The 18534-nt window shown below is 70.9% G+C and carries 15 protein-coding genes and 1 tRNA gene; 5 read left to right on the top strand and 11 right to left on the bottom strand.

Annotated features, from left to right (window positions below):
- Nucleotides 1–59 precede the first annotated feature (59 nt).
- Both QF032_RS16745 and QF032_RS16740 read right to left on the bottom strand, forming a co-directional pair.
- Nucleotides 60–746 (bottom strand): TetR/AcrR family transcriptional regulator, encoded by a 687-nt coding sequence (locus QF032_RS16745; protein ID WP_307043600.1) that lies wholly within the window; start codon nt 744–746, stop codon nt 60–62.
- Nucleotides 743–1753 carry an acyl-CoA desaturase gene (locus QF032_RS16740; RefSeq protein ID WP_306951719.1) on the bottom strand — a complete coding sequence of 337 codons (1011 nt, stop codon included), beginning with the start codon at nt 1751–1753 and terminating at the stop codon, nt 743–745. The genes QF032_RS16745 and QF032_RS16740 overlap by 4 nt, the downstream gene beginning before the upstream one ends.
- 291 nt (nt 1754–2044) lie before the next feature.
- Between QF032_RS16740 and ppc the strand changes: the two genes are divergently transcribed.
- On the top strand, nt 2045–4774 hold the full coding sequence (ppc, locus tag QF032_RS16735) for a phosphoenolpyruvate carboxylase (protein ID WP_307043597.1): 2730 nt from the start codon (nt 2045–2047) through the stop codon (nt 4772–4774).
- A gap of 82 nt (nt 4775–4856) precedes the next feature.
- Here ppc and QF032_RS16730 read toward each other — a convergent pair whose 3' ends face one another.
- From QF032_RS16730 to QF032_RS16700, 7 genes are all read right to left on the bottom strand, one after another.
- Entirely contained in the window at nt 4857–5441 is a 585-nt protein-coding gene (locus QF032_RS16730) for a hypothetical protein (protein WP_307043595.1), read from the bottom strand.
- 41 nt (nt 5442–5482) lie between these two features.
- Nucleotides 5483–6085: an aminoacyl-tRNA hydrolase gene (gene pth, locus QF032_RS16725; RefSeq protein WP_306951723.1), complete on the bottom strand. Its 603-nt coding sequence runs from the start codon at nt 6083–6085 to the stop codon at nt 5483–5485.
- A gap of 71 nt (nt 6086–6156) precedes the next feature.
- Nucleotides 6157–6741, bottom strand: coding sequence for a 50S ribosomal protein L25/general stress protein Ctc (locus tag QF032_RS16720; RefSeq protein ID WP_306951725.1), 585 nt, complete (start codon nt 6739–6741; stop codon nt 6157–6159).
- Between the two features lie 214 nt (nt 6742–6955).
- Nucleotides 6956–7930: a ribose-phosphate diphosphokinase gene (locus tag QF032_RS16715; protein WP_306951727.1), complete on the bottom strand. Its 975-nt coding sequence runs from the start codon at nt 7928–7930 to the stop codon at nt 6956–6958.
- 134 nt (nt 7931–8064) lie between these two features.
- A complete protein-coding gene (gene glmU / locus QF032_RS16710) occupies nt 8065–9513 on the bottom strand; it encodes a bifunctional UDP-N-acetylglucosamine diphosphorylase/glucosamine-1-phosphate N-acetyltransferase GlmU (RefSeq protein WP_307043593.1) in 1449 nt (482 codons plus the stop codon).
- A gap of 110 nt (nt 9514–9623) precedes the next feature.
- Nucleotides 9624–9695, bottom strand: a tRNA-Gln gene (locus tag QF032_RS16705).
- Nucleotides 9696–9710: 15 nt separating this feature from the next.
- Entirely contained in the window at nt 9711–10586 is an 876-nt protein-coding gene (locus QF032_RS16700; protein WP_307056374.1) for a hypothetical protein, read from the bottom strand.
- Nucleotides 10587–10752: 166 nt separating this feature from the next.
- Between QF032_RS16700 and QF032_RS16695 the strand changes: the two genes are divergently transcribed.
- Entirely contained in the window at nt 10753–12033 is a 1281-nt protein-coding gene (locus QF032_RS16695; RefSeq protein WP_307043589.1) for a sensor histidine kinase, read from the top strand.
- 61 nt (nt 12034–12094) lie between these two features.
- Here QF032_RS16695 and QF032_RS16690 read toward each other — a convergent pair whose 3' ends face one another.
- Together QF032_RS16690 and QF032_RS16685 are read right to left on the bottom strand one after the other, a co-directional pair.
- Nucleotides 12095–12589, bottom strand: coding sequence for an SUKH-3 domain-containing protein (locus QF032_RS16690; RefSeq protein WP_306951735.1), 495 nt, complete (start codon nt 12587–12589; stop codon nt 12095–12097).
- Nucleotides 12590–12653: 64 nt separating this feature from the next.
- The gene (locus tag QF032_RS16685; protein ID WP_307043587.1) at nt 12654–13190 is read right to left on the bottom strand and encodes a YwqJ-related putative deaminase; all 537 of its coding nucleotides are present in this window, start codon (nt 13188–13190) and stop codon (nt 12654–12656) included.
- Between the two features lie 306 nt (nt 13191–13496).
- Here QF032_RS16685 and QF032_RS16680 point away from each other — a divergent pair, with 306 nt between their 5' ends.
- The 3 genes from QF032_RS16680 (at nt 13497) to QF032_RS16670 (ending at nt 18489) form a co-directional block, all read left to right on the top strand.
- Nucleotides 13497–14525 carry an SMI1/KNR4 family protein gene (locus tag QF032_RS16680; protein ID WP_307060286.1) on the top strand — a complete coding sequence of 343 codons (1029 nt, stop codon included), beginning with the start codon at nt 13497–13499 and terminating at the stop codon, nt 14523–14525.
- Between the two features lie 8 nt (nt 14526–14533).
- Complete coding sequence (locus QF032_RS16675; protein WP_307056372.1) at nt 14534–17377, top strand: SUKH-4 family immunity protein; 2844 nt, start codon at nt 14534–14536, stop codon at nt 17375–17377.
- Between the two features lie 227 nt (nt 17378–17604).
- Nucleotides 17605–18489 carry a cellulose-binding protein gene (locus tag QF032_RS16670; RefSeq protein ID WP_307043583.1) on the top strand — a complete coding sequence of 295 codons (885 nt, stop codon included), beginning with the start codon at nt 17605–17607 and terminating at the stop codon, nt 18487–18489.
- The last annotated feature ends 45 nt before the right edge of the window (nt 18490–18534 follow it).

Raw genomic sequence — 18534 nt, 5'->3', positions numbered from 1 at the left:
AGGCCCCCCGTCCCAAAGGACCGGGGGGCCTGCCGCGTGCGCCGGTCGTGCCGGGCGGCTCAGCTCTTGCGGTGCCCGATCAGCCGCGGCTTGGCCTCCATACCGTCCAGGCCGTGCCAGGACAGGTTCACCAGGTGCGCCGCCACCTCGGCCTTCTTCGGCCGGCGCACGTCCAGCCACCACTGACCGGTCAGCGCGACCATCCCGACCAGGGCCTGCGCGTACAGAGGCGCCAGTTTCGGGTCGAAGCCGCGGTTCTTGAACTCGCGGCCCAGAATGTCCTCCACCTGCGTCGCGATGTCCGAGATCAGCGACGCGAAGGACCCCGTCGACTGCGGGATGGGGGAGTCCCGCACCAGAATGCGGAAACCGTCCGTGTACTCCTCGATGTAGTCCAGCAGCGCGAACGCCGCCTGCTCGAGAAGCTCACGCGGATGGCCCGCCGTCAACGACGACGTGACCATGTCCAGCAGCCGGCGCATCTCCCGGTCCACGACGACCGCGTACAGCCCCTCCTTGCCGCCGAAGTGCTCGTACACCACCGGCTTGGACACCCCGGCCTTCGCCGCGATCTCCTCCACCGACGTGCCCTCGAAGCCCTTCGCCGCGAACAGGGTGCGACCGATCTCCAGCAACTGCTCCCGGCGCTCGGCCCCCGTCATGCGGGTGCGCCGTGCGCGCCGCGGCTTCACATCACTGCTGGGACTGGAGTTACTGCTGGGATCGGTCGCCACGCCGTCAATCATGCAGCCTCGGCGGCCGCCTTCCCCTGCCGGGAGCCGTCCCCGTCCGTGATACGGCGTGAATCGATACGCGAGCGTGACGGCCAGCGCACGTCGTACGCCCAGCCGAGCATCTCGAACCACCGGATAAACCGGGCCGAGGAGTCCACCTGCCCCCGCATCACCCCGTGCCGCGCCGACGTCGGATCGGCGTGGTGCAGGTTGTGCCAGGACTCGCCGCAGGACAGGACCGCCAGCCACCACACGTTGCCGGAGCGGTCCCGCGACTTGAACGGACGCTTGCCCACCGCGTGACAGATCGAGTTGATGGACCACGTCACGTGGTGCAGCAGGGCCACCCGCACCAGCGAACCCCAGAAGAACGCCGTGAACGCGCCCCACCAGGACATCGTCACCAGCCCGCCCACCAGCGGCGGAATCGCCAGCGACACCACCGTGAACAGGATGAACTGGCGCGAGATCGCACGGATCGCCGGATCCTTGATCAGGTCCGGCGCGTACTTCTCCTGCGAGGTCTGCTCCTCGTCGAACATCCAGGCGATATGGGCCCACCACAGGCCCTTCACCAGCGCCGGGACCGTCTCCCCGAACCGCCACGGCGAATGCGGGTCGCCCTCCGCGTCGGAGAACTTGTGGTGCTTGCGATGGTCCGCCACCCAACGCACCAGCGGGCCCTCCACGGCCATCGAACCCATGACCGCCAACGCGATCCGCAACGGCCGCTTCGCCTTGAACGAACCGTGCGTGAAGTAGCGGTGGAAGCCGATCGTGATGCCGTGGCAGCCGAGGAAGTACATGAAGACCATCAGCCCGAGGTCCAGCCAGCTCACCCCCCATCCCCAGGCCAGCGGCAAGGCCGCCAGCACGGCCAGGAACGGGACGACGATGAAGAGCAGCAAGGAGATCTGCTCGATCGAACGCTTCTGCTCACCACCGAGAGTGGCGAGCGGCGCTGTGCTGTCGTCGGGTGCCTTGGAAGGGTCTTCGATCACGTTGGAGCCTGTGGTCATGCGCGTCCCCTGGGGGGTATGGGAATGAGGGAGAAGCCGTACCGCCGGAACCGCACGGTACTTCCTACGGTCCCGTAACCTACGGCATCGTAAGTATGGCAGTGCGCCGCCTCGCGGCAAGAGCCCGCCGACCTGCGCGTCCCCACAGACACCTATCCTTGGAACCGGTCGGACAGCGCGGTCCGCTTAGTTTTCTTCCCGGATGTCCGACCCCGTATGCGACGCCTGCCCGCGGGGAGGATGTCCGAGTTCCCTCTTGGACGAGCTTCAACACTGCAAGGAGCCGCACCTGTGAGCAGTGCCGACGACCAGACCACGACCAGCCCCGAGCTGCGCGCCGACATCCGCAGGCTCGGCGACCTCCTCGGCGAGACCCTCGTCCGGCAGGAGGGCCCCGAGCTCCTCGACCTGGTCGAGAAGGTCCGCCGCCTCACCCGGGAGGACGGCGACGCCGCCGCCGAGCTGCTGCGCGGCATCGAACTGGAGACCGCGGCCAAGCTGGTCCGCGCCTTCTCCACCTACTTCCACCTGGCCAACGTCACCGAACAGGTCCACCGCGGCCGCGAACTGCGCGAACGCCGCGCCGCCGAAGGCGGCCTCCTCGCCCGCACCGCCGACCGCCTCAAGGACGCCGACCCCGAGCACGTCCAGCAGACGGTCCGCCACCTCAACGTCCGCCCCGTCTTCACGGCGCACCCCACCGAAGCCGCACGCCGGTCGGTACTCAACAAGCTCCGGCGCATCGCCGCGCTTCTGGAGACCCCCGTCATCGAGTCCGACCGCCGGCGCCACGACACCCGCCTCGCCGAGAACATCGACCTCGTCTGGCAGACCGACGAACTGCGCGTCGTCCGCCCCGAACCCGCCGACGAGGCCCGCAACGCCATCTACTACCTCGACGAACTCCACGCCGGCGCCGTCGGCGACGTCCTCGAGGACCTCACGGCGGAACTCGAACGCGTCGGCGTGAAGCTTCCCGACGACACCCGCCCCGTCACCTTCGGCACCTGGATCGGCGGCGACCGCGACGGCAACCCCAACGTGACCCCCCAGGTCACCTGGGACGTCCTCATCCTCCAGCACGAACACGGCATCAACGACGCCCTCGAGACCATCGACGAACTGCGCGGCTTCCTCTCCAACTCCATCCGCTACACCGGAGCCACCGAGGAACTCCTGGAATCCCTCCGCGCCGACCTCGAACGACTCCCCGAGATCAGCCCCCGCTACAAGCGCCTCAACGCCGAAGAGCCCTACCGCCTCAAGGCCACCTGCATCCGCCAGAAGCTCGAGAACACCAAGCAGCGCCTCGCCAAGGGCACCCCCCACGAGAGCGGACGCGACTACCTCGGCACCGGCGAACTCCTCCAGGACCTCACCCTCATCCAGACCTCCCTGCGCGAACACCGCGGAGGCCTCTTCGCCGACGGCCGCATGAACCGCACCATCCGCACCCTCGCCGCCTTCGGCCTCCAGCTCGCCACCATGGACGTCCGCGAACACGCCGACGCCCACCACCACGCCCTCGGCCAGCTCTTCGACCGCCTCGGCGAGGAATCCTGGCGCTACGCCGACATGCCCCGCGAGTACCGCACCAAGCTCCTCGCCAAGGAACTGCGCTCCCGCCGCCCCCTCGCCCCCGTCCCCGCACCGGTCGACGCCGCCGGCGAGAAGACCCTCGGCGTCTTCCTCACCGTCAAGCGCGCCCTCGAGGTCTTCGGACCCGAAGTCATCGAGTCCTACATCATCTCCATGTGCCAGGGCGCCGACGACGTCTTCGCCGCCGCCGTCCTCGCCCGCGAAGCCGGACTCATCGACCTGCACGCCGGCTGGGCCAGGATCGGCATCGTCCCCCTCCTGGAGACCACCGACGAACTCAGGGCCGCCGACACCATCCTCGAGGACATGCTCTCCGACCCCTCCTACCGGCGCCTCGTCGCGCTGCGCGGAGACGTCCAGGAAGTCATGCTCGGCTACTCCGACTCCTCCAAGTTCGGCGGCATCACCACCAGCCAGTGGGAGATCCACCGCGCCCAGCGCCGCCTGCGCGACGTCGCCCACCGCTACGGCGTCCGCCTGCGCCTCTTCCACGGCCGCGGCGGCACCGTCGGCCGCGGCGGCGGCCCCTCCCACGACGCGATCCTCGCCCAGCCCTGGGGCACCCTCGAAGGCGAGATCAAGGTCACCGAACAGGGCGAGGTCATCTCCGACAAGTACCTCATCCCCTCCCTGGCCAGGGAGAACCTGGAGCTCACGGTCGCCGCGACCCTCCAGGCCTCCGCCCTGCACACCGCCCCCCGCCAGTCCGACGAGGCCCTCGCCCGCTGGGACGCCGCCATGGACCTCGTCTCCGACGCCGCCCACAACGCCTACCGCACCCTCGTCGAGGACCCCGACCTGCCGACGTACTTCCTCGCGTCGACGCCGGTGGACCAGCTCGCCGACCTGCACCTGGGCTCCCGGCCCTCCCGCCGCCCCGGCTCCGGCGTCTCCCTCGACGGCCTGCGCGCCATCCCGTGGGTGTTCGGCTGGACCCAGTCGCGGCAGATCGTCCCCGGCTGGTTCGGCGTCGGCTCCGGCCTCAAGGCGCTGCGCGAGGCAGGCCTGGACACCGTGCTCGACGAGATGCACGAACAGTGGCACTTCTTCCGCAACTTCATCTCCAACGTCGAGATGACCCTCGCCAAGACCGACCTGCGCATCGCCCAGCACTACGTCGACACCCTCGTCCCCGACGAGCTCCGCCACATCTTCGACGCCATCAAGGCCGAACACGCCCTCACCGTCGCCGAAGTCCTCAAGGTCACCGGCGAACGCGAACTCCTCGACGCCACCCCCGCCCTCAAGCAGACCTTCACCATCCGCGACGCCTACCTGGACCCCATCTCCTACCTCCAGGTCACCCTCCTCAAGCGCCAGCGCGACGAAGCCGCCACCGGCGCCGAACCCGACCCCCTGCTCTCCCGCGCCCTCCTCCTCACCGTCAACGGCGTCGCCGCAGGCCTGCGCAACACCGGCTGACCCCACCCCCCACACCACGACACAGCACGAGGGGCGCCCCCGAGTCCGCACGGACCCGCAGGCGCCCCTCACCCGTCCCCGCTCACACCGTCACGAACGCCGCCGTCAGCAACGCCACCCCCGACCCCGCCAGCACCCAACCCGCCCGCACCCGACCCAGACCCCCCGCCACCACCACCGACGCCAACAACAACGCCCCACCGAACGGCACCCACGCGTACAACACCCCCGCCGGCCCCGAACGCACCGCACGATCACCGCCCGGCTTCAGCACCACCGTGTACGTCCGCCCCTCGCGCACCGCCACCGACTGATCCAGCACCACCCGTGCCCGCGCAGTCGACCCCGCCGACAACGGCGTGTACGGCCCCGCACACCTCCCCCCGGCACACCCCGTCACCTCGACCGTGCCCTGCTCCCGCCCCTTCGTCAGCATCACGTGCTGCGCCGAACCCCAGGAACCCCACACCCCCGCCACCAGGATCAGCACCGCGAGCGCACCCATCACCGCGAACCGCCCGAACCGCAGCACCGCCACGGAGACGGAACCCCCCGCCGCACCCCGGCCCCCGCCCGCACCCCGGCCGGACCTCTTGGCCGAGTGCTTCCCGGACGGACCCGCACGGCGATGCGACGAGACTGCAGAGCCAGACATGGCCGGGATCATCAGCCATCACTGAACCAACGTCAACCTCCGCGGGTGACAAGTCAGGAGTTGTACGTGCTTTGCGCCCGCTCCAGACCCTCCAGCACCAACGCCTCCACCGCGTCCGCCGCCCGGTCCACGAAGTAGTCCAGCTCCTTGCGCTCCGCCGACGAGAAATCCTTCAGCACGAAGTCCGCCACCTGCATCCGCCCCGGCGGACGCCCGATCCCGAACCGCACCCGGTGGTACTCCGCACCCATCGCCTTCGTCATCGACTTCAGACCGTTGTGCCCGTTGTCACCGCCGCCCAGCTTCAACCGCAGCACGCCGTAGTCGATGTCCAGCTCGTCATGCACCGCCACCACGTTCGCCAGCGGCACCTTGTAGAAGTCCCGCAACGCGTTCACCGGACCACCCGACAGGTTCATGAACGACATCGGCTTCGCCAGCACCACCCGCCGGCTCCCCACCCCCGGCGGACCGATCCGGCCCTCCACCACCTGCGCCTGCGCCTTCCCCGCCCGCTTGAACCGCCCCCCGATCCGCGTGGCCAGCAGATCGGCAGCCATGAAACCCACGTTGTGCCGGTTCATCGCGTACTCCGGACCCGGATTGCCGAGACCCACGATCAGCCACGGCGCGTTCGCATCGGTCGTCACCTGCATGTCTCCTTGATACGCGCAGACCGCCGCCCCCCGAAGGGAGCGGCGGCCGACGAAACGAGATACCGGGAAAATCAGGCCTCGGTGGCCTCGGCCTCGGCCTCCGCCGGGGCCTCCTCCGCCTGAGCGGCCAGGACCTGAAGGACGACCGCGTCCTCGTCGATCGCCAGCGTCGTGCCCTTGGGCAGCGGGATGTCCTTGGCCAGGATCGAGGCACCGGCCTCGAGACCCTCGATGGAGACCGTGACCGACTCCGGGATGTGCGTCGCCTCGGCCTCGACCGTCAGCGTGCTCAGCACGTGCTCGAGCAGGTAGGCGCCCGGCGCCAGGTCACCCTCGGTGTGCACGTAGACCTCGACGTTGACCTTCTCGCCGCGCTTCACGAGAAGCAGGTCGACGTGGTCCAGGAAGCCCTTGATCGCGTCACGCTGGACGGCCTTCGGGATCGCCAGCTGCGTCTTGCCCTCGATCTCCAGGCTGAGCAGCACGTTCGGGGTACGCAGCGCGAGCTGGAGCTCGTGGCCCGGCAGCGTGATGTGCACCGGGTCGGCACCGTGGCCGTACACCACGGCCGGAACCTTGTTGGCACGACGGATACGACGGGCAGCGCCCTTGCCGAACTCGGTCCGGGACTCGGCGGCAAGCTTCAGCTCAGCCATGTTCACTCCTCGTAGAACGGGGGAAAGGTGGTCACCCGGCCAAACCATCGGCCTGCTACGAAGAGCGCGTCGATAACGGACCGCCGTACACACGCGCCACACACACGCGTACGGCCTCCCTCGCCGAGCAACTGTCACAGCTTACGCAGCGGGAAGGCCGTACACGAAATCGATCTAGCCCTGTCGTACTAGAACCTGCCCCGGAAGGCAGCCGTCACTGCTCGTCGAACAGGCTCGTCACCGAACCGTCCTCGAACACCTCACGCACCGCGTTCGCGATCGTCGGAGCGATCGACAACACCGTGATCTTGTCCACTTCCAGCTCACCCGGCGTCGGAAGCGTGTTCGTGAACACGAACTCACTCACCTTCGAGTTCTTCAGACGATCCGCCGCCGGACCCGACAGCACACCGTGCGTCGCCGTCACTATGACGTCCTCCGCACCATGCGCGAACAACGCGTCCGCGGCCGCACAGATCGTGCCACCCGTGTCGATCATGTCGTCCACGAGAACACAGACACGGCCCTTGACCTCGCCCACGACCTCGTGGACCGTCACCTGGTTCGCCACGTCCTTGTCACGCCGCTTGTGCACGATCGCCAGCGGCGCGCCCAGACGGTCGCACCAGCGGTCCGCCACCCGCACCCGGCCCGCGTCCGGCGACACCACCGTCAGCTTGTCGCGGTCCACCTTCTGCCCCACGTAGTCCGCCAGCAGCGGCAGCGCGAACAGGTGGTCCACCGGACCGTCGAAGAACCCCTGGATCTGGTCCGTGTGCAGATCCACGGTCAGGATCCGGTGCGCACCCGCCGTCTTCATCAGATCGGCGATCAGCCGCGCCGAGATCGGCTCACGCCCACGGTGCTTCTTGTCCTGACGCGCATAGCCGTAGAACGGCACGATCACGGTGATCGAACGCGCGGAAGCCCGCTTCAGCGCATCGATCATGATCAACTGCTCCATGATCCACTTGTTGATCGGAGCCGTGTGGCTCTGGATCAGGAAGCAGTCCGCACCGCGCGCGGACTCCTGGTAGCGAACATAGATCTCACCGTTGGCGAAATCGAAGGCCTTCGTCGGGACGACCCCGACACCCAGCTGGTGGGCGACCTCCTCGGCAAGCTCGGGGTGGGCGCGGCCGGAGAAGAACATCATCTTCTTCTCGCCGGTCGTCTTGATCCCGGTCACAGCACTGTCTCCTCAGAGGTGTCTCAGCTGGATGTCGAGAACCCTTCGCCGCTGGGCGCGACAAGGACGTCTCAGCTGGTAGGTGCGGGTGTGCACTTATCACGGTACGCCGTGTTCGACGCGCCCGTTTCCGGTCAGCTCCCGCTCTCGCCCTGGCGGGACGCCGCCTCGGCCGCCTTCGCCGCCGCGCTGCCCGGACGCTTACGGGCCACCCAGCCCTCGATATTCCGCTGCTGACCACGGGCCACGGCCAGCGAACCGGGCGGCACATCCTTCGTGATCACGGACCCGGCCGCGGTGTACGCGCCGTCCCCGACCGTGACCGGAGCCACAAACATGTTGTCCGAACCCGTCTTGCAGTGCGAGCCGACGGTGGTGTGGTGCTTGCTCTCCCCGTCGTAGTTCACGAACACGCTCGCCGCGCCGATGTTGCTGTACTCGCCGATCGTCGCGTCACCCACGTACGACAGGTGCGGAACCTTCGTCCCCTCACCCAGCGACGCGTTCTTCGCCTCCACGAACGTACCGATCTTGCTCTTCGTCCCCAGCCGCGTACCGGGACGCAGATACGCGAACGGCCCCACCGACGCGCCCGCCCCGATCTCCGAGTCGTTGGACACCGTGTTGTCGACCCGGGCCCCCGCACCGACCACCGTGTCCGTCAGCCGGCTGTTCGGACCGACCTCGGCACCCTCGCCGATGTGCGTGCTCCCGTGCAGCTGCGTACCCGGATGCACCACCGCGTCCCGCTCGAACGTCACCGTGACGTCCACCCACGTCGTCGCCGGGTCGATCACCGTCACCCCCGACAGCATCGCCGCGGTCAGCAACCGGTCGTTCAGGATCCGACGCGCCTCGCTCAGCTGCACCCGGTTGTTGATCCCGGCGATCTCCCGGTGATCGGCGGCCACCGACGCACCCACCCGGTGACCGGCCTCACGCAGAATCCCCAGGACGTCCGTCAGGTACTCCTCACCCTGACTGTTGTCCGTGCGCACCTTCTTCAACGCGTCCGCGAGCAGCTGCCCGTCGAACGCGAACACCCCGGAATTGATCTCCCGGATCGACAGCACCGCGTCATCCGCGTCCTTGTGCTCGACGATCGCCGTCACGGCCCCGGAAGCCTCGTCCCGCACGATCCGCCCGTACCCCGTCGCATCCGGCACCTCGGCGGACAGCACGGTGACCGCGTTGCCGTCCGCGTGATGCGTCGCGGCCAGCTCCGCCAGCGTCGCACCCGTCAGCAACGGGGTGTCGCCGCACACCACCACCACCGTGCCGTCCACACCGCCGCCCAGCTGCTCGAGCCCCATCCGCACGGCGTGCCCGGTGCCGTTCTGCTCCTCCTGCACGGCGGTGCGCACGGCGGCGTCGACCTCGGCGAGGTGCGCGGTGACCTTCTCGCGTGCGTGTCCGACCACCACGACCAGGTTCTCGGGGTCCAGCTCACGGGCGGCGGCCAGCACGTGGCCCACGAGGCTGCGGCCGCAGAGCTCGTGGAGGACCTTCGGTATGGCCGACTTCATACGGGTGCCCTCACCCGCTGCGAGTACGACGACGGCTGCCGGGCGAATGGCGCTCACGGAGTTGCCCTTCGGCTGTGGAGAGGTGGGGACATCCGAAGGATACCGGGGCGTTTTCCGACGGACATGAGAGCGGGCCCCGACGGTGATGTCGGGGCCCGGTTCAGCAGCTCCGCCGGCTGGATTCGAACCAGCGTCTCAAGGCTCCAAAGGCCTGCGGGATGCCGCTACCCCACGGCGGATTGCTGCCTTAGACCTTACCGGAGGAGGGGAGGGGCATGATCCCGCCCGGCGGACTCCACCATCCCGGACCACCAGCCTTCGATGCGCCGGTACAAGTCGGCTCCCTTCGCCACCCGGATCACCAGGCAGCCCCGGTAGGTTTCACCAACGTTCTTACGGAGGGTCTTGGGGTTGTGCTTCTTGATCGTCGTCTTCTGGAAGGCGGACGTGTCGACGCCCGCCAGCTCCGCCCAGTAGCGGACCGCCCCCTCCACGTCCGCGGTCATGTGAATCATCAGCCGGTAGGTCATACGCGCGGGCTCTACGCCCAGGAGGTTGAGCCAGGCCAGGTAGAGCTGGATCACGCCGGGGTCGCTGTTGACGAAAGTGACGTTCTCCCGGCGTGAGTAAGGCTTGTCCTTCGAGCCCTCGGCCCAGTACAGAGCGATCCCGGCGATGAAGAGATCGCGCTCGGACATGGTGCCGAGTTGAGCGGCTGCGGCCGTCTTGGTGCGTCGACGTGCCTCGTCTCGTACCGCCAGTTCGTGTTCCCAGCGCTTCCGACTGGCCATGCGTGCTTGCTCGGCCGGGTCGCGCCGCTCCGGTTTCGGCAGATCCCGCACCCACAGTGAGATCGAGCTCTTCGAACAGCCCAGTTCCAGCTGGATCTGGTCGTACGTCCTGCCCTGCAGCCGGAGCTCCCTCGCCCGGTGCCTGAGGTCGTCCTTCGCGTTCGGGCGCTTCGTCCACTCCGGTGGGGGCTCGCCCTCCAGGAGGCGGTTGAGGATGTCGTTGTTGTCGACGTGGAGCCGATCGCGGATCTGCCGTCGGCTGAGGCCCTCGCGGCGCAGTGCCAGCGCCCGTTCCCGTAGTCCCTCGAAGTCGGCGTACTTGCTATGCGCATGTGTCATACGCATACCGTCCGGGCGGAATGTGGGGTTCCGGGGTCGAACGGGTGGAGTTCAGCCGTTCGAGGGATGCCGGGGGGTTTCGATGCTGTTCGGTTGCGGTGCGTGGTGGGGGGCGGTCGCGGAAAGTCGCCGGAAAAGGCGGGGGGTGCGCCCGTAGGCTGGAGGCATGACCATGACGGGGGCAGAGGACACGGCGGTCCGGGGAGGGCCGCTGTGGTGGGCCAGACGGCGTAGCGCGGTGTTCGACTCGGGCCTGGGGCTCGTGTCGGCGGTGGAGTGTGCGGTGGAGGGGGTGCCGTTCGCGCGGGACGCGGGGATCCCGGTGGCGGTGGGGGTGGTGTTCGGTCTGCTGGCCGGCTCGGTGCTGGTGGTGCGGCGGCGGTGGCCGATCGCGGTGGTGCTGGTGGCGATCGCGATCACGCCGGCGCAGATGGGTTTTCTGATGGGGATCGTGGGGTTGTACACGCTCGCCGCTTCGGAGCTGCCTCGGCGGATCATCGCGTCGCTCGCCGGGATGCAGTTGGTGGGGACGTTGATCGTGACGTTCGTGCAGGTGCGGCAGAGCATGAACCGGGGGAGTCTGACCCTGGGCGACTGGTTCGTGCCGTTCGCGGCGATCACGACGTCGCTGGGGTTGACGGCGCCGCCGTTGCTGCTGGGGCTGTATGTGGGGGCGCGGCGACGGTTGATGGAGAGTCTGCGGGAGCGCGCGGACAGTCTTGAGCGGGAGTTGCAGTTGCTCGCGGAGCGGGCGGAGGAGCGGGCGGAGTGGGCGCGTAACGAGGAGCGGACCCGGATCGCGCGGGAGATGCACGACGTGGTGGCTCATCGGGTGAGTCTGATGGTGGTGCATGCGGCGGCGTTGCAGGCGGTGGCGCGGAAGGATCCGGAGAAGGCGGTGCGCAACGCGGCGTTGGTGGGTGACATGGGGCGGCAGGCGTTGACCGAGTTGCGGGAGATGCTCGGGGTGTTGCGCAGTGGGGTCGGGGTGGAGCGGGCGGCGGCTTCGGTGGCGGTGGGGGTGGCCGCGCTGGTGGTGGAGGAGGGGGAGGGGCCGTGTCTGGCGGAGTTGGAGGAGTTGGTGGGGCAGTCGGCGGCTGCGGGGATGGTGGTGGATCTGATGGTGGAGGGTGAGGTGCGGTCGTATGCGCCGGAGGTGGAGCAGACGGCGTATCGGGTGGTGCAGGAGGCGTTGACGAACGTCCACAAGCATGCGGGGGGTGCGAAGGCGCAGGTGCGGTTGGCGCATCGGGTGGGGGAGATCGCGATGCAGGTGGAGAACGGGGCGCCGCCGGAGGCGGGGTCGGCGTCGTCGGCGGGGTTGCCGTCGGGGGGCAACGGGCTGGTGGGGATGCGGGAGCGGGTGGTGGCGTTGGGCGGGGTGTTCGTGTCGGGGCCGACGGAGGCGGGGGGTTTTCGGGTGTCGGCGGTGATTCCGGCGTCGTAGGCGGGTGGGGTGGTGGCTGTGTGTCCCGGCCGGTGTCCGTGTCCCTGGTGGGGGTCGGGGGTCAGCCTGCGGTGAGGCGGGTGGGTTCGGTGCCGGAGGTGAGGGTGCCGAGGGCCTGGTCTATGTCGGGGCCGAGGTACCAGTCGCCGGTGTGGTCGAGGGCGTAGACGCGGCCTTCGGCGTCGATGGCGAGGAGGGCCCGGTCGTCGGCTTCGGCGCCGAGGGGGGCGACTTCGCTGTCGAGGGCGCGGCCGAGGTCGGCGAGGGTGCGGGCGAGGTGGAGGCCGTGCAGGGGGTCGATGTGGAGGGTGCTGGGGGCGATCTGGCGGCCGGGTCCGGTGGGGGTGATGGTGAGTCCGCCGAATTCGGCCCAGGCTTCGACGGCGGCGGGGAAGACGGCGTGGCGGTGGCCGGCGGGTGAGGTGTGTTCGCGGAGGGTGTCGGCCCAGATTTCGGCTTGTTTGATGTCCCAGCGTCCGGGTTGCCAGCCGGCGGCGCGCAGGGCGGCGTCGACGGGTACGGGGAAGCGCGTGGTGGAGGTGCGGTCGGGGTGCATCTGCCCTTCGTCCGTGGTGTGTCGGGGTGGTGCGGGTGTGCCGGTGTGCTGGTGGGGGTGGGGTTCAGGAGCCGGTTGCGGGGTCGACGACGCGGACGCCGAAGTGGGCGCTGAGGGCGGTGCAGGCGCGGCAGGGGGTGGCGAAGGCGCCGTGGAGGGGGTCGCCGTCCTCGCGGATGTGGCGGGTGGTGAGTTTGGCTTGTTTGAGGGTTTTCCGGGCTTCGCCGTTGGTCATGGGGCGGCGGGCGGCGCGTCTGCTGCGGGCGGCGTCGGCGGCGGTGATGTGGCGGGAGATGAGGAGGGCTTCGGCGCAGCGGCCGGTGGAGCGGTCGCGTTGGGGGCTGGGGAGGGTGTCGAGGAAGTCCTGGACCAGGGGGTGCAGGAGTGGGGGCTGGTCTCCGCGGGCGGCGGTGCCGGTGAGGGTGGCGCCGCGGACGGAGAGGGCGGCGGCGACGGTGGGGAGTATGCCGTCGCGGCGGTGGAGGAGGGTGGGGGTGTGGGGTGTGGTGGTGGCGGACCAGCCGATGCGGGGGTCGCCGGTGTGGGCGGTGTGCAGGTCGTCCGGCCTGCCGGTGTGTGGCCCCGTCTGTGTGGTGTTCATGATCGTTTCCCCTCCGTGCATCCCCCCGGAGGTCACAGGGTGCCAAATGGCGGGGCGGGTGCGGAAGCTGGGGCGGTGCGACACGCCCGGGGCGGGGTGGGTCGTCACGGCGGGGTGACGGCTGGTCACGGAAGTGGAGGGCCGGTGACCGCTGTCGCCGTACCGCATAGGCTGTCGCACCGTGAGCGCGTGGTTGACGCGCGTCGGAGATCGTTGGAGACAGTCGATACGGGTCGTGGTGGGTCGGGTCCGGAAGCGGAGCCGCCTGTCGCGGGCCGTACAGAGTGCCGCAGGGGGCAAACCGCCATGACGACAGGTCGGCTCGGGCTGGGGGCGCCTCCCGGCCGCCAGGTGGGGGGACAGGGCACGCCGCCGAACGCGGCCTATGCCGGGCAGGTCGTGCATTTCCCGGATCCGGTCCGGGCGGCGCGGCACCCGAGGGGTGTGCGGGTGGACGAGCGGGGTTATCCCGATTTCTCGCCGTATGCGCGGGCGGTCGCGGAGATCGCGGATCCGCCGGAGGGTTTCGGTGTGGACGAGTTGCGGTTGACGGACTACGTGTCGGCGAACGCGGCGTCGGCGGCTTCGGGGCACGAGTTGTGGGACACGGTGCCGGCGGTGGCGACTCCGCACGGCTGGACGTGGCATCACGTGGTGGGTTCGCGGCGGCTGGAGCTGGTGCCGGTCGAGGTGAAGGCGTTGCTGCGGCATCACGGTGGGGTGTCGACGGCGTTGGTGGATCAGGGGAAGCGGGGGACGCGGCCGTTGCAGGAGACGCGTCCGGCGCATTTCGGTCTGCCGAAGTCGGGTGTGGCGGTGTCGGAGCAGCAGGTGCAGGGGGTGGAGGAGGATCTGGGGTATCGGCTGCCGGGGGCGTACCGGTCGTTCCTGAAGGCGGCGGGCGGGTGTGCGCCGGTGGGCGCGGCGTTGGACGCGGAGTTGGGTCTGCTGGTGGATCAGCCGTTCTTCACGGTGCGGGACGAGGCGGCGGTCAACGACCTGGTGTATGTGAACAAGTGTCTGCGGGATCATCTGACGAAGGACTATCTGAGCGTCGGTTTCGTGCAGGGCGGTCTGCTGGCGGTGAAGGTGCGGGGCGAGCGGGCCGGTTCGGTGTGGTTCTGCTCGTACGACGATGTGCGGGACGTGGATCCCGGGTGGTCGCCGTCGGAGCGGATGGAGCGGTTGTTGTTGCCGTGCGGTGAGGACTTCGACGTCTTCCTGTCGCGGTTGGCGGGCAATCCGCCGGAGTTGGCGACGGTGGCGAATCTGATGGTGGACGGCGGGTTCGCGCGGGCTGTGCCGGCGTCTTCGGTGTCTTCGGCGGGGGAGTGAGCTGGACGATGGTGACGTTCGCGCAGGCGCAGGAGCGCGCCGAGGAGTGGGTCAACGGGGATGTGCCGGCGTATCAGCATCGTGAGGTGCGGGTGCGGGAGTTCGAGCTCGGGTTCGTGGTGTGGGCGGAGGACCGTGCGGAGGGGCCGCGTTCGGACGGGGGTGCGCAGCGGCTGGTGATCGCCCGGGACAGCGGGGAGGCCACGTTGTGGCCTTCGGTGCCGGTGGGTGAGGTGATTCGCCGGTACGAGGAGGAGTACGGCCGTCCGGAGGGGCCCGCGGACGCGGTGCCGGCGCCTGCGGCGCGGGTGGATCTGCATCAGACGTCGTTTCTGTTGTCGCCGCCGGAGTGGTTGCAGGAGGCGGCGGACAAGCTGGGGATTCCCGACCGGCGGGAGTCCGGCTCGGGGTCCGGGGACGCGGCGTCGGCGTCCGGGGCGGCTGCGGGCGCCGGGTCGGGTTCGGGAGCGTCGTCGGGTCCCGGGTCGGGCTCGTTCGGTGCGGGTGCGGGTGCGGGTGCGGGTGCGGGTGTCGGTGGGGATCCGTCGCTGCCTCGGACGCAGGGCGGCGTGCCGGGAAGCCGGCTGCCCGAGACGCAGGCCGGTGTGCCGGCGGGTCCGGCGGCTGCTGCGGCTGCCGCTCCGGCCGGCGCGACGCCGTGGGCCGGGACGGACACCAACGCCGACGCCGGTGACGACCGTTCCGTACCGCTGCCCGCGACCGTGTTCGCGCCTCCGCTGAGCGGGTCCGACGACGAGGCGGGGCCGCCGACGGCCGCGCCGGACGCCAAGACGGCGTTGATGTCCGGTGGCAGTCAGCTTCCGCCGACGGCGGTCGCCCCCGTGCTCGGCGATCCGGGTGCGCCGGGCCCGCAGGGCGTGCAGCAGGCGTCCGGGAGTGCGCAGGCCGGGTCGTCCGCGACGCCTCCGCCCGCGGGCCCGACGCCTCCGCCCGCGGGCCCGCCCGGGTCGTCGTACGGCTATCCGCAGGGTGTGGGTGCTCCAGGTGCTCCAGGTGCTCCAGGTGCCGCGGGTGCTGCGGGTGCGCCGCAGCCGCCGGCCGGTCCGGGCGCCCCGGCGCGGCCGCTCGCGCCGAACGCCGGTGACATCGCCGACGCGGCGACCAGCAAGGCCGCGCCGCCTCCGCGGCGCAACCGCGGTGCGGGAGCGCCGCCGCCTCCGCCGGGCGTGCCCGGAGCGCCGGGTGCGCGGCCGGGCGGCACGCCTCCGCCGCCGGCCGCGCCGTCCGGCCCGGGCGCGCCGGGCACTCCGGCGGGCGGCTATGTGCCGACGCAGCTGATCTCGGCCCTGGAGCCGGGTGCGCCGGGTGCGCCGGGCGGCCCGGGTGGCCCGGCGGGTTCCGGTCCTGCGGCTCCCGGTGCTCCCGGCGCGCCGCATGTGCCCGGTGCGCCGAACCCGCCCGGGGCCACGCCTCCCGGCGCGGTGCATCACGCCGCGACGATGTTCGCCGACCCGGGTCAGTCGGGTCCGGGCGCCGCTCCGTATCCGCCGGGGGCCCCTGGCGCCCCCGGTGCCCCCGGCGCACCGCAGTTTCCGGGTGGTGTCCCCGGCGCTCCGGGCGGGAACGGCTCGGCGGGCGGCGGGCAGGGTGCCGTCCACCATGCCGCGACGATGCTGGCCGGTCCGCCGGCCGGCGGACCGGGCGCGCCCCCGCCGCCACAGGCTCCCGGGGCGCACGGGGCCCCTGGGGCGCATGGTGCTCCCGGTTTTCCGGGTGGCGGTCCCGGTGTGCCTCCGGGGCCTCCCGGGATGGCGCCGGGCGTCCCGCAGCCGCCGATGCCGCCGGGTGCGATGCCGCCGCCGGGCGGCCCGCCGCCGGGGCAGCCGCCGTCGTACGGGTATCCGCAGCAGCAGGGTCTGCCGACGGTCGGACCCGGTTATCAGGCCGTGCTGCGCTTCCGGGCGCAGGACGGTTCGGAGCAGCAGCTGATCCGGCGTTCGGCGCCGGGCACCCCGCACCCGGAGTGGCAGATCTTCCACGAGCTGCGGGCGATGAACGTGCCGCCGGACCAGGTGCTGGAGCTGCACACGGAGCTGGAGTCGTGCGAGCTGCCGGGTGCGTACTGTGCGCGGATGATCCGGGAGCAGTGGCCGCAGGCGCGGATCACGAGCATCGCGCCGTACGGCACGGATCATGCGAGCCGGCAGCAGGGCATGCAGCAGTTGCTGGCGCATCAGGGCGAGTTGCACCAGGTGGCGGACGGTCCCGCGCGCCCGGGGCCGGTGCGTGCGCCGTTGGCCGCGGTGCCGCCGGTGCCGCCGGTGCCGCCGGAGGCGATCGGGCAGGAGCTGGCGGCGGTGTTCGGGCCGGCGGTGTTCCGGTTCGAGCAGGCGGCGGTGTCCCGGCAGGGTGTGCCGCCGGTGGTGGCGCACACCCTGGTGGTGGCGGGTCTGCCGGCGGACATGGGGCCGTTCTTCTGGGCGCAGGCCCAGCCGGGGCGGCCGGTGCCGACGCTGGCGGAGCTGGCGGCGGAGCGGGGCGTGCAGCCGGCCTCGGACGCCGGTTCGTACCTCGTGATGGGCAGCGACTTCGGCAAGGCGATCTGTGTGCAGTACGGGACGGCGAACATCGTCGCGGTGCCGGTGGAGGCGGGTCTGGGCGGTGCTCCGGTGCCGCCGCAGTTCGTGAACACGGGGCTGCCGGAGTTCGCGCGCTGTCTGGCGCTGCTGGGGCGGATGTGGCGGCTGCGGTTCGGTCTGAACCAGGAGCAGGCGGGTCGCTGGACCGTCGACTTCCAGGCCCAGCTGGCCTCGCTCGACCCGGCGGCGCTCGGTTCGCCGGAGAGCTGGTGGTCGGTGCTGCTGGAGCAGATGTGGGACGGACTGCTGTGACGGGTGTTCGCTGAACCCCACAGGACGCGGAACGCGGGACGGAGTGCGGGCCGGGCCCGGTCGGAAGACCGGGTCCGGCCTTTTCGTGTCCGGGTGGTGGCCGGGGTGGTGACGTCGGTGACCGGGACCTGAACGCGGAGTGTCGCGTTATGAACACTTACGCCCGATACATCAAGATATGCGCGAAATCATCATGTCGTGTCCGTCGGGTGGCGAGGGGTTCAAGGATGAGCAGCGCATCGGTGTCACCGCCGGGGTTCGTGACCGTTCGCGGCCGCGGCTACCGTCCCGAGCAGGTCGAGGCGTACACGGCCGCGCTCTGCGCCGACCGGGACGCGGCGTGGGAGCGGGCCGCGCGGCTCACCGTCCTCGCCCGGCGGATGGAGGAGGAGGCCGAGCGGTTGCGCGAGGTCGTGACGGGGCTCGCGCCGCAGACCTACGACGTGCTGGGGGAGCGTGCACAGCGCGTTCTCCAGCTCGCGACCGAGGAGGCGGAGGACGTGCGCGCGTGTGCGCGGCGTGCGGCGGCGGACGAGGTCGCGCACGCCGAGTCGTGCGCCCTCGGGACGCGACGGGCGGCGCAGGAGGAGGCGGACGCGTTGCGCGCGGAGGCCGAGGAGCGCGCACGGCAGCGGCTGCTCGCGGCGCGCGCCGAGGCCGACGAGGTCCGCATCGGCGCCCGGCGCGAGGTGAAGGAGAACCGGGGCGAGGCGCTGGCCGCCCTGCGCGAGGTGCGCCAGCGCACCGCCGCGATGCTCGCCGAGCAGCACAGGGAGCACGCCGAGCGGTGGGCCGCGGTGGAGGACGAGGCCGCCGAGCGGGCCGCCGCCCTCGACGCGCGGCACGCCGGTGCGGTGGCGCGCGCCGAGGCGGCGCTGTCCGAGGCGAAGCAGGCCTTCGCCGAGGCCGAGGAGTCGGCCCGCCGCGGTCAGGAGGAGGCACACGCGCGTGCGGCCGGGATCCTCGCCGAGGCGCGCGCCCGGGAGGAGCGCACCGAACGGGAGACGGAGCGCGTCCTGCGGGAGCACGGCGCGCGCGGGGAGGACGTCCAGGCGCACATGGATCACGTCCGCAACAGCCTGACCGCGCTCACCGGCCGTGCGGTCGACTGACGACCGCCGGCCGGTGATCCGGTCGCCCGGCGACCCCTGTGCTCG

Source organism: Streptomyces achromogenes (genome assembly GCF_030816715.1).
GTDB classification, from domain to species: domain Bacteria; phylum Actinomycetota; class Actinomycetes; order Streptomycetales; family Streptomycetaceae; genus Streptomyces; species Streptomyces achromogenes_A.
This window is presented reverse-complemented; position numbering and strand designations above follow the sequence as displayed.